The following is a 10,816-nucleotide window of genomic DNA, read 5'->3' as shown; positions in this document are numbered from 1 at the left end:
CGCCGATCGCGTCTTCCAGCTTGGCCACCGAATCGTTGAACTTCGCCCGGATCGGCTCGAACTCGGCCGCCACCGGCGCGGCCATGCGCACCGTCAGGTCGCCCGCCGACAGCCGCTCGAAACCGACCTCCACGGCGCCGACGAAGGCGCGCAGATCCTCGGCCTTGGCATTGTCCAGCGCCGCCTGACGGTTCTTCGCCTGTTCCTGGTCGATCCGCGATGCTTCGGCCTCGCTCTCCAGACGCTCGCGCTCGATCATGGCGTGGCGCAGATGTTCCACCGAGGTCGCCATCCGGCCGATCTCATCCTCGCGATCGAGCCCGACAACCGTCAGATCGGTGCGTCCATCGGCGACCGCGGCGATCGTCCTGGTCAGTTCTTTCAGCGGCGCGAACAAGCGTCCCGACATCCACAACACGAACAATCCGATGATGATCGCCGCCCCCAGCGAAATCGCCGCGAGCTTGTACTGCAGCGAATCGATGGACGAGAAGAATTCCGCCTCGGGAATGCCGACATAGAGAATCCCGATGGTCTTGCCGGAGGCATCCTTGATCGGATCGTAGGCCGTGAAGAACGGCGTTCCGAGGATGTCGGCCCGGCCACGATAAGGCCGGCCATCCACGAAGAGGGCGTCATAGACCGGACCGCGCGCCAGCACCGTTCCAACAGCGCGGCTGCCATCGGGCTTCTTGACGTTGGTGGTCACCCGCTTGTCGCCCATGAACACGGTCGCCGTGCCGCCGACCAGCGCCTTGATCTTGTCGACCGATTCGGAGAAGTCGTTCAGCTGCTGTTGGCCGACGTAAAAGCTGTCGCCTTCCCGACGGAAGGAGTCGCCATAGGCGCCGAGAACCTCCCATGCCACCCGCATATTGCTTTCCTGGCGCTCCGCCGCCCGTCTGGCGCCGTCCTCGCGCAGGACAATGACGTTGGCGACGCCGAACAGAACCGTCAGCACGGCTAAGCAGGCGACGACCATGACGGAGACCTTGGCAGGTAAAGAGAGCCTACGGAGCATAAATTCGATCCTCGGGGGGGCAGGCGCATTCTGACGTATGCGGAGGGCGGCGATTCAGGGATCGGCTCGCAGCTCAAAGCGAATCATTCGCTAATTCGTTGATTTTGAACCAGTATCCCCTGCTTGGAGCCGCAACATAAAACGCCAAAACTTAAGACTTCACTTCCGCGTGATCAATATTCGGTAAGCTGGGCGACGGATTTCCGCGCGCCCCCGCGCACCGGTCACGCAGCCCCGTAACCACCCGGCGTCGGCGTCGTGACGATCACCGCCTCGCCGGCGTCGAGCACGGTCTGATCGCAGCCTTCGAGAGTCTCGATACGGCCGCCGTTGCGCCGCACCGCGGTGCGGCCCATCTCGCCGTCGCCGCCGCCAGCGATACCTTTGGGCGGCTGGGTGCGGTGCGAGGAAAGAATCGCGCAGTCCATCGTCTGGCGGAAGCGGATGGTGCGACGCGTACCGTCGCCGCCCGAATTCTTTCCGGTGCCGCCGGAGCCCTTGCGGATGTGGAAATCCTCCAGCACCACCGGATAGCGCATTTCGAGAATTTCCGGGTCGGTCAACCGGGAATTGGTCATGTGGACATGGACGCCGGCGGTGCCGTCGAAGCCGCGGCCGTCATTCATCCGGCCGGCCGGCGAGCCTGAGCAGATCGTCTCGTAATACTGATAGCGGTCGTCGCCGAAGGTCAGATTGTTCATCGTGCCCTCCGAGTTCGACAGCGCCCCGAACGCGCCGAACAGGGCATTGGTGACGTGCTGCGAGGTCTCGACATTGCCGGCGACGACGGCGGCGGGATAGCGGGGCTTGAGCATCGAGCCATCCGGCACGACGATCCTCACCGGCCTCAGGCAACCGGCGTTCATCGGGATCGGCTTTTCGACCATCACCCGGAAGACATAGAGCACCGCCGCCCGCGTCACCGGCTCCGGCGCGTTGAAATTGTTGGCCATCATGTCGGACGTACCGGTGAAATCGACAGTCGCCTCGCGCGCCGCCTTGTCGACGCTGATCCTCACCTTGATCACCTGACCGGAATCGGTCGGGTATTCGTAGGAGCAGTCGTCCAGCCCGTCGATCATCTGGCGCACGGCTTCCGCCGCGTTGTCCTGGACGAACCCCATGTAAGCGCGCGCGGTATCGAGGCCGAAGGTCTCGACCATCTTGCGCAGCTCCGCGACCCCCTTCTCGTTGGCGGCGATCTGCGCCTTCAGGTCGGCAACGTTGTGATCGGGGTTGCGGGCCGGATAGGGGTGGTCGGTCAGCACTCGCCTGAGTTCGTCCTCCTGGAAGACGCCGCCGTCGACCAGCTTCAGATTGTCGATGAGGACGCCTTCCTCGTCGACCCTGGTTGCCCGCGGCGTCATCGAGCCCGGCGCGATGCCGCCGACATCGGCATGGTGACCGCGCGAGGCGACATAGAAGAGGATTTTTCCCGGCTTCCCGCTCGCGCCTGTCGCGCTCGACGCCTGGTTTTCCTCGTTCCCCCGCGTGTCTTCGGCGCTCGACGCCTGGTTTTTCTCGCTCCCCTTCGTGTCTTCGGCGCTCGACGCCTGGTCTTTCTGGTTCCCCCTCGTGCCTTCGGCACTCGACGCCTCTTGTTCAAACACCGGCGTGACCACGGTGATGTCCGGCAGATGCGTGCCGCCGTTGTAGGGCGCGTTCAGGGCGAAGACGTCACCGGGGCGGATCGCGCCCTCGTTCTGGGCGATGATCGTTTCGACCGAGCGGTCCATCGAGCCGAGATGCACCGGCATGTGCGGCGCGTTGGCGACCAGCGCGCCGGTTGCGTCGAACACCGCGCAGGAGAAGTCGAGCCGCTCCTTGATGTTGACCGAGGAGGCGGTGTTCTGCAACGTCACGCCCATCTGCTCGGCGATCGACATGAAGAGGTTGTTGAAGACCTCCAGCAGCACCGGATCGGCCCCCTCGCCGGCCTCGCCCGTTCCAAGTGCGGCGTGGCGCGGCTTCCTCTCGACGCGGGTCAACATGACGTCGTCGCGCGCGGTGATCTCGGCCGACCAGCCGGGCTCGACCACGATGGTCTGGTTCGGCTCGACGATCAGCGCCGGCCCCTTGATCCGCGCCCCCGGCTTCAAATTCTCGCGGCGATAAAGACCGGCCTCGCGTTCGCCGCCGCCGGTGAAGAAGCGGCCGACCTCGCCGGGTTCGGCATCGTAGCGCTCGGCCGTTCCGACATCCCCGTCTCCCGTGTCGTCGCGATGCTCCGCGCCCTCGACCGAGACGTTTTCGACGACGATCGGCCGGTTGTCGTAGACGAAGCCGAACTGCGCCTTGTGCGCCGCCTCGAAGCCGCTCCTAGCGGCGACGAGATCGCCGTCATAGGCGATGGGCAGCGTCGTGTCGGTGCCGTCATAGCGAAGCTGCAGAAGGATGGTGCGGTCGATGGCGTCTTGCGCAACGCCCTGCGCGCCAAGCTCCGCCGCGACCTGCGCCGACAGTTCCTCGGCGAGCCCGTCGATCTCGGCCTTCGCGCCAGCTTCGAGCGGCGCCACCAGCGCCCGGCTCCTGGAGGAAAACAGCGACGACAGACCGATGCCATAGGCCGACAGCAGACCGGACATGGGATGGATCAGCACCTTTTCCATCGCCAGCGCGTCGGCGACGAGACAGGCGTGCTGGCCACCGGCGCCGCCAAAGGAATTCAAGAGATAGCGCGAGACGTCATAGCCGCGCTGCACCGAGATCTTCTTGATGGCGTTGGCCATGTTCTCGACCGCGATGGTCAGGAACCCTTCCGCCACTTGCCTTGTGTCACGCCCGTCGCCGATTTCGGCGGCAAGCGCCTCAAACTTCTCCGCGACAATGCCGGCATCGAGCGGTTGATCCTGGCCGGGGCCGAACACCGCCGGAAACAACTCCGGCTTGAGTTTGCCGACCATGACATTGGCGTCGGTGACGGTGAGCGGCCCGCCCTTGCCATAGGCGGCGGGGCCGGGATTGGCGCCGGCCGAATCGGGCCCGACCTGGAAGCGGCCCTGGTCGAGATGCAGGATCGAGCCGCCGCCGGCCGCCACCGTGTGGATGCGCATCATCGGCGCGCGGATGCGAACCCCGGCGACCTCCGAATCCAGCGCCCGCTCATAGGCGCCGGCATAGTGGGTGACGTCGGTCGAGGTGCCGCCCATATCAAAGCCGATGACCGCCTCGTGACCGGACAGTTTCGCCGTCTCGGCCATGCCGACGACACCGCCGGCCGGACCCGAAAGAATCGCGTCCTTGCCCTGGAAGAGATCGGCCGCGGTCAGCCCGCCCGACGACATCATGAATTGCAGCGACGGCGCGCTCGCGTCGTCCGCATCGGCGCCGAGCGCCTTGGCGACACGGGAGACGTAGCGCGACAGGATCGGCGTCAGATAGGCGTCGACCACCGTGGTGTCGCCGCGTCCGACGATCTTGACCAGCGGCGAAACCTCGTGGCTGACCGAGATCTGCGAAAAGCCCGCCGCTTCGGCCAGTTGCTTGGCGCGCCGCTCATGGTCCGGAAAATGCCAGGAATGCATGAAGACGATGGCAACGGCCTCGATGCCGTCGGCACGCGCGCTGTCGAGCGCCGCTCGCACCGCCGTCTCGTCGAGATCGCGCTCCACCGTGCCGTCGGCGAGCACCCGCTCCGGCGCTTCCGCGACCCGCTCGTAGATCTGTTCGGGCAGGATGATCTCCTTAGCGAAGATGTCCGGCCGCGCCTGATAGGCGATCCTGAGCGCGTCGCGAAAGCCCTCGGTGATCAACAGCAGCGTGCGGTCGCCCTTGCGTTCGAGCAGCGCGTTGGTGGCGACGGTCGTCCCCATGCGCACGGTGCCGACCCGGTTCGACGAAATTACCGCGCCGGTGTCGAGACCGAGCAAATTGCGGATGCCTTCCAGCGCGGCATCATCATAGATTCCGGGATTGTCGGAGAGGAGCTTCTTCGGGTGCAGCCGGCCCTGCGGATCACGGCCGATGATGTCGGTGAAGGTGCCGCCACGGTCGATCCAGAAGTCCCATTTGCCGTCCGGTGCTGCCTGCATTGTCGGCACTCCGCTCATGATTTCATCCATATCGATAATTTATCGGCATATTATCAGTGTGTTTGACGCAACGCAATTTTCGTGGAAGTCTTCGACCGGACAACTGGGATGAGGAGACCCCGATGAAACACCTGCCAAACGCCGTTTTCTTCGCCGCCGCGCTGGCGCTGCCCGCCTCCGCCATGGCGCAGACGGCCTGGGACATGCCGACCCCCTATGCCGAGGGGAACTTCCACGAAGAGAACATCGCCGCCTTCGTCGCCGACGTGAACGAAAAGGCCGGCGACGCGGTCTCGATCACGCTGCACCCCAACCAGTCGCTGATCAAGCACCCGGACATCAAGAACTCCGTGCGTGACGGCATCGTGCCGATCGGCGTGGTTCTGGTTTCGCGGCTGGAAAACGAGAACGCCATCTACGGCGCCGATTCCGTGCCGTTCCTGGCGACGAGCTACGAGGACGCCAAGCGCCTCTACGACGCCCAGAAGCCGATGATGGAGGAAGCGCTGGCCAAGGACGGCCTGAAGCTGCTGTTCTCGGTGCCGTGGCCGCCGCAGGGCCTCTATACCAAGGACGAGGTGAACGCGATCGCCGACCTCAGCGGCAAGAGCTTCCGCGCCTACAACAAGTCGACCGAGGAGATCGCCAAGGGCGCCGGCATGGTGCCGACCCAGATCGAGGCCTCGGACATCCCGACCGCCTTTTCCACCGGGCGCGTCGAGGCGATGATGACCTCGCCCTCGACCGGCGTCGATTCCAAGGCCTGGGACTTCCTGTCGAACTACTACGTCCTCAACGCCTGGCTGCCGCGCAACATGGTGATCGTCAACCAGGCCGCCTTCGACGCGCTGCCGGCCGAAGCCCAGACCGCGATCACCGAGGCGGCGGCCGCGGCCGAAACGCGCGGCTGGGAAGCGTCCGAGGAAGAAACCAAGAACGCGACGCAGACGCTCAAGGACAACGGCATCAACGTGGTCGAGCCGTCCGAAGAGCTGAACAGCGGCTTCAAGGAGATCGGTGAAAAGATGACCGAGGCCTGGAAACAGAGCGCGGGCGAAGATGGTGAAAAGCTGCTGAAGGCCTACGGACAGTAAGCCGCCAAGCCGGGCGGCTGCCGCGACGGACGGCCGCCCGATCCTTCCCAAGCCCTCCCGAGGAGCGTCGATGCGCCGAACCCTCGATACGCTCTATACCCTGGCCGGCGCCCTCGCCGCGCTCTGCCTCGTCGCGATCGCGGTCCTCGTCGCGCTGCAGATCGGCGCCCGCATCCTCGATTACACACTCGTCTTCGCCGGCCTGACCCCGACCCGCTTCATCGTGCCGTCGCTGGCCGAGATCGCCGGATTCCTCCTGGCCGGCGCGACCTTCCTCGCCCTGGCCGATACGCTGGCGAAGAACGTCCACATCCGTGTCGACCTCGTCACCGCGCGGCTGCCGGACCGCGCCCGCCAGATCGTCGACGGCCTGGTCGCGCTTCTCGGCGCCGGCGTCGCCGGCTTCGGCACCTATGCGACCGGGGCGCTTGCCCTGAAGAGCCTCGAATTCAACGACGTTTCCTACGGCATGATCGCGGTGCCGACGGCGCTGCCCCAGTCCGTGCTCGCCCTCGGTCTTGCCGTCTTCACCATCGCGCTTATCGACGAGGCGGCGCTCGCCTTTGCCGGGCAGGACCGCATCGCCGGCAGCGGGGGCGGGCTCTGATGGGTCTCTTCGAAGTCTCCATCCTCCTGCTTGTCGTTCTGTTCGGCGCCCTCGCCTCGGGCCTTTGGGTCGCGCTGGCGCTGGTTCTCACGGCGCTGGCCGCGCTGATGACGCGGCCGGTGCTGCCCGACGCGCAAATTCTCGCCACCACGATCTGGTCGGCCTCGATCTCCTGGGACCTGACCGCCCTGCCGATGTTCATCTGGATGGGCGAGATCCTGTTCCGCTCGAAGCTGTCGGAGGACATGTTCGCCGGGCTCGCGCCGCTGATGCGCCGGCTGCCCGGCCGCCTGATCCACGTCAACGTCGTCGGCTGCGCGATCTTCGCCGCCGTCTCCGGCTCGTCCGCCGCGACGACCCAGACGATCGGCAAGATCTCGCTGCCCGAATTGAAAAGCCGCGGCTATGACGAGAAGATCGCCGTCGGCTCGCTCGCCGGCGCCGGGACGCTGGGGCTGCTGATCCCGCCCTCGATCATCCTGATCGTCTACGGCGCGGCGGTGGAGGAATCGATCGCCCGGCTGTTCATCGCCGGGGTGGTGCCGGGCGTCCTGCTGGGTCTGATGTTCATGGGGTATGTCGCACTCGCGGCGACCGTGAAACCCGCGCTGATGCCCGGCGCGGCCGACGTCATCGTCACCGAGAGCGCCTTTCGCTCCTTCCGCCGCATCCTGCCGACCATCCTGCTGATCGCCGGCGTCATCGGCTCGATCTATGGCGGCATCGCCTCGCCCACCGAGGCCGCCGTCATCGGCGTGGTCCTCGCGCTGGTGATCACGGCGGCGCAAGGCGCGCTCGACTGGCCGAGTTTCCGCGATGGGCTGATGGCCGCGACGCGCGTTTCGGCGATGATCGCCTTCATCCTCGCCGGCGCCGCCGTCGTCACCACCGCCATGGGCTTTACCGGCCTGCCGCGCGAGCTGGCGAGCTGGATCGGCTCGCTGGAGCTGTCGCCCTTTGCGCTGCTTGCCGCGCTGACGCTGTTCTTCATGGTGCTCGGCTGTTTTCTCGACGGCATTTCGATGGTGGTCCTCACCACCTCGGTGATCATGCCGCTGGTCACCCAGGCCGGCTTCGACCTCGTCTGGTTCGGCATCTATCTCGTCATCGTCGTCGAAATGGCGCAGATCACCCCACCGGTCGGCTTCAACCTCTTCGTCATCCAGGGCTTGACCGGCCAGAACATCTTCAAGATCGCCGCCGCGACGGCGCCGTTCTTCGGCCTCCTCGCCCTGATGGTGGTGCTGCTGGCGCTGTTTCCCGATCTGGCCCTGTTTCTGCCGCGCACGATGTTTTCGGGAGGCTGACAATGGCGACGAACGATCCGAAAGCACCCGCGACCGCCGCAGACGGCATCGGCCCGATCGTCTCCTCGGCGCATCTGGCCGACGGCGCGTTGCCGGCGCTGTCGGAGGTCGAGTTCGGCCTGCATCTCGTCAGCCACGCCTTCGATCGCTGGGTGGTCCGCTGCATGACGGCGGCGGGCGAGCCGGGCCTGACGGCAACCGAGGTCAATGTCCTGCACTCGGTCACCCATCGCGGCAGGGCCAAGCGCCTCGCCGACATCTGCCTCGTGCTCGGCATCGAGGATACGCATCTGGCCACCTATGCGATCAGGAAGCTCGAGGCCCGCGGCCTCGTCTCGCGCGAAAAATCCGGCAAGGAACGGCTGATTTCGGTGACACCGCAAGGCGAAGCGGCGTGCTTGCGCTATCGCGAGCTGCGCGAGCGCATCCTCGTCGCCGGCGCCCGGGAGCTGGGCATCTCGCCCGACGCGATGTCGAGCGTCGCCCGGCTGATGCGGGTGCTGTCGGGGCATTACGACCAGGCGGCGCGCACGGCCGCGAGCTTGTGAGGGGGTGCGCGCCGTCGGACGGCGCGGACGAACTTGATCCGTAAGATTTTTTGTAAGACAACAGGCGCGAAATGGACTTCGAGTGGGACGCCGCCAAGGACGCCATCAATTTCGAGAAGCACGGAATCGATTTCGACCATGCCATCGGCATTTTCGAAGGCTTCACCCTCGAAAGCGAAGATGATCGGCGCGACTATGGCGAAACGCGCTTCCGCGTGATCGGCGAGACCGCCGGAACCGTCCTTCTCGTCGTGACACGGTGCGGGAGGCCCGATTGCGGATCATATCCGCCCGCAAAGCGAGGCAAGATGAGCGACAGCGATTCCGACAAGCCCTCGGTCAGACGCTCCCTGACTGACCCGAACCGCCCGAGGGGTCGCTTTCGCGACACCCCGGACCATGAAATCGATACGAGCGACATTCCCGAACTGGACGCCGCCTTCTGGGAGCACGCCCGGATTGTCGAGCCGCGCACCCGCCCGACCGTCACCATGCGCGTGTCGCCGGAGGTGAAGGCGTATTTTCAGGCGCAGGACCCGAAGGGCTACACCACCCGCATGGCCGCGATCCTGGAGGCGTATGTCAAGTCGCGCTCAGCGGCGTAGGGGGACGACCCGGGTCAGGACCCATAAGCCGAACGAAAGCGTTGGATGACCGGCTCTGAGCCCTTGGACCCACCACCACTGTCTGCAGTTTCGTAATGCGCCCGGCAGAATTTATCTGTGTGGCATTCGCTCGAATTTCTGCAGCGAGGAATCAATCGTGTCCCAAGCCTCGCCGCGGATGCTGTATGTGACCATCTGCGGTTTGAATTGGCCTGGATCGTCAAGGCTGGACGCGTGGATTGCGATCAGGTCTGGCATCCCGACGAATGTCAAATAGACCGGCGTTCCACAGGTTGGGCAGAATGCGTGGACCTTTTCGTTCCCGCTGTCGCCCGCTACCCGCCATTTTTCCGCTTCGCCAGTTACCGTTACATCGGCTCGCTGCGGGAAGGTCAGATAAGATCCATGTCCCGTGCCGCTTCGTCTCTGGCAATCACGGCATTGGCAGTGGTTCTCGACGATGGGTTCGCCGCTCGTTTCGTAGCGGACAGCGCCACACGCGCATCCGCCGGTATAGAGCTTGGTCATTGTCGTTTTCCTGTCGGCAGACTTTGTGATCGGCAATGCGGCGGTTCAGGCCGCTTTCGGCTTAGCGGAAAGGTCAATGCCGCTACCGGTTTCTAGAAACGATTTCAGGCTGGAGAGAACAAGTGGCCACCCTTTGCTGATTCCGGCTGCCATGCCGCTGCCAACTTCGAGTTCGTCGTGGACGACGGTCAACCGCACCATGTTGTCATATTCCTCACCCTCGAAAATCACCCGACTGTAGCTCGCCGGATCGGAGGCTTGCGATGCATTCGCCCAAGTGATGACGAGACGGTTGGGCGGCGAAACTTCGATGACTTCGCCGACGATTTCAACGGCCTGCTCGTCATCGTCGCGGATATGGTCCCATCGCGATCCGGGCTTCCAGTCGGAGACGTTATCATGGCCCCAGTAGCGCCGTGCGACATCCGGTTTGGTGATGGCTTCGAACACTTTCGTCGGCGTCGATGCGATATAGGTCACGTATACAAAGCTCGTCGTCTCTTTGGTCATTATCACTCTCCTTCGATTTCTTTCTTCAGATCGTGCAGCAGGCTGAGCCGCTGAGTTTCAAATTTCCGTACCCACCGTTCGTAGACCGCGTGCAGCGGCACGGGATTAATGAAATGCAGCTTTTCCCGACCACGTCTCACTGTGCTCACCAAATTCGCCGCCTCCAAAATTCCGAGATGCTGTGAGGCGGATTGCCGGGCCATGTCGAGGTTTTCGCAAAGCTGGCCGAGTGTCTGTCCGTTTTTTTCACACAGACGGTCCAGCAGCTGTCTGCGTGTCTCATCGCTGAGCGCTTTGAAAATCTTGTCCGTGTCCATCGGTCTCACTCGTCTGTGACAACAAATAATGCAGGTATTTACCTGCATGTCAAATGACAACTTGGTCCCCTTGAGCAGAAATTGAACCAACCCGGCCTCTTTCGTTCGTGACGCGCCCGCGTCGGAGCCGGTCTGGGCGCCGCTCGTTCTCGGCATCGACCTTGCTGCCGGGTGGGCCAACGCCTTTCCCGGTTTTTTTCTTCCGTCTTTTCCGCTCTACTGCTCTGTGTGCCTCCAGCTTATCAGTC

The 10,816-nt window shown here is 64.4% G+C and carries 10 protein-coding genes; 5 read left to right on the top strand and 5 right to left on the bottom strand.

Features of this window, described 5'->3' with window-relative positions; all coding sequences use genetic code 11:
* Positions 1-1,021, bottom strand: a 1,021-nt coding sequence (locus MJ956_RS03020; protein WP_253962999.1) for a cache domain-containing protein, incomplete at its 3' end; no start/stop codon positions are given.
* A 224-nt stretch (positions 1,022-1,245) separates the two neighbouring features.
* Entirely contained in the window at positions 1,246-5,070 is a 3,825-nt protein-coding gene (locus tag MJ956_RS03015) for a hydantoinase B/oxoprolinase family protein (protein ID WP_253962998.1), read from the bottom strand.
* A gap of 104 nt (positions 5,071-5,174) precedes the next feature.
* Between MJ956_RS03015 and MJ956_RS03010 the strand changes: the two genes are divergently transcribed.
* The 5 genes from MJ956_RS03010 to MJ956_RS02990 all read left to right on the top strand — a co-directional run bounded on the left by MJ956_RS03010 (position 5,175) and on the right by MJ956_RS02990 (position 9,213).
* Entirely contained in the window at positions 5,175-6,146 is a 972-nt protein-coding gene (locus tag MJ956_RS03010) for a TRAP transporter substrate-binding protein (RefSeq protein WP_253962997.1), read from the top strand.
* 70 nt (positions 6,147-6,216) lie between these two features.
* Complete coding sequence (locus MJ956_RS03005; protein ID WP_253962996.1) at positions 6,217-6,753, top strand: TRAP transporter small permease subunit; 537 nt, start codon at positions 6,217-6,219, stop codon at positions 6,751-6,753.
* The gene (locus tag MJ956_RS03000; RefSeq protein WP_253962995.1) at positions 6,753-8,060 is read left to right on the top strand and encodes a TRAP transporter large permease; all 1,308 of its coding nucleotides are present in this window, start codon (positions 6,753-6,755) and stop codon (positions 8,058-8,060) included. Before MJ956_RS03005 ends, MJ956_RS03000 begins: the two co-directional genes overlap by 1 nt.
* Before the next feature lie 2 nt (positions 8,061-8,062).
* Complete coding sequence (locus tag MJ956_RS02995) at positions 8,063-8,608, top strand: winged helix DNA-binding protein (protein WP_253962994.1); 546 nt, start codon at positions 8,063-8,065, stop codon at positions 8,606-8,608.
* A gap of 71 nt (positions 8,609-8,679) precedes the next feature.
* On the top strand, positions 8,680-9,213 hold the full coding sequence (locus MJ956_RS02990; protein WP_253962993.1) for a BrnT family toxin: 534 nt from the start codon (positions 8,680-8,682) through the stop codon (positions 9,211-9,213).
* A 111-nt stretch (positions 9,214-9,324) separates the two neighbouring features.
* Here the strand turns inward: MJ956_RS02990 and MJ956_RS02985 are convergent, their stop codons facing one another.
* From MJ956_RS02985 to MJ956_RS02975, 3 genes are read right to left on the bottom strand one after another with little or no spacing between them, the layout of a single operon-like run.
* Positions 9,325-9,741, bottom strand: a complete 417-nt coding sequence (locus tag MJ956_RS02985) for a GFA family protein (protein WP_253962992.1) — start codon at positions 9,739-9,741, stop codon at positions 9,325-9,327.
* Between the two features lie 45 nt (positions 9,742-9,786).
* Positions 9,787-10,251, bottom strand: coding sequence for an SRPBCC family protein (locus MJ956_RS02980; RefSeq protein WP_253962991.1), 465 nt, complete (start codon positions 10,249-10,251; stop codon positions 9,787-9,789).
* Positions 10,252-10,253: 2 nt separating this feature from the next.
* On the bottom strand, positions 10,254-10,568 hold the full coding sequence (locus MJ956_RS02975; protein WP_253962990.1) for an ArsR/SmtB family transcription factor: 315 nt from the start codon (positions 10,566-10,568) through the stop codon (positions 10,254-10,256).
* Positions 10,569-10,816: the final 248 nt, after the last annotated feature.

Origin of the sequence: Aurantimonas marianensis (assembly GCF_024195285.1) — a bacterium.
In the GTDB taxonomy this organism is placed as follows: domain Bacteria; phylum Pseudomonadota; class Alphaproteobacteria; order Rhizobiales; family Rhizobiaceae; genus Aurantimonas; species Aurantimonas marianensis.
Note: the sequence above shows the minus strand (reverse complement) of the source record. Positions and strands in the feature narration are given on the sequence as shown.

Bases quoted from the DNA above. Each gene is read 5' to 3' on its own strand.
- MJ956_RS02990 (WP_253962993.1), top strand. From the start codon at position 8,680: ATGGACTTCGAGTGGGACGCCGCCAAGGACGCCATCAATTTCGAGAAG.
- MJ956_RS02975 (WP_253962990.1), bottom strand. From the start codon at position 10,568: ATGGACACGGACAAGATTTTCAAAGCGCTCAGCGATGAGACACGCAGA.
- MJ956_RS03005 (WP_253962996.1), top strand. From the start codon at position 6,217: ATGCGCCGAACCCTCGATACGCTCTATACCCTGGCCGGCGCCCTCGCC.
- MJ956_RS02980 (WP_253962991.1), bottom strand. From the start codon at position 10,251: ATGACCAAAGAGACGACGAGCTTTGTATACGTGACCTATATCGCATCG.
- MJ956_RS02995 (WP_253962994.1), top strand. From the start codon at position 8,063: ATGGCGACGAACGATCCGAAAGCACCCGCGACCGCCGCAGACGGCATC.
- MJ956_RS02985 (WP_253962992.1), bottom strand. From the start codon at position 9,741: ATGACCAAGCTCTATACCGGCGGATGCGCGTGTGGCGCTGTCCGCTAC.
- MJ956_RS03000 (WP_253962995.1), top strand. From the start codon at position 6,753: ATGGGTCTCTTCGAAGTCTCCATCCTCCTGCTTGTCGTTCTGTTCGGC.
- MJ956_RS03015 (WP_253962998.1), bottom strand. From the start codon at position 5,070: ATGAGCGGAGTGCCGACAATGCAGGCAGCACCGGACGGCAAATGGGAC.
- MJ956_RS03010 (WP_253962997.1), top strand. From the start codon at position 5,175: ATGAAACACCTGCCAAACGCCGTTTTCTTCGCCGCCGCGCTGGCGCTG.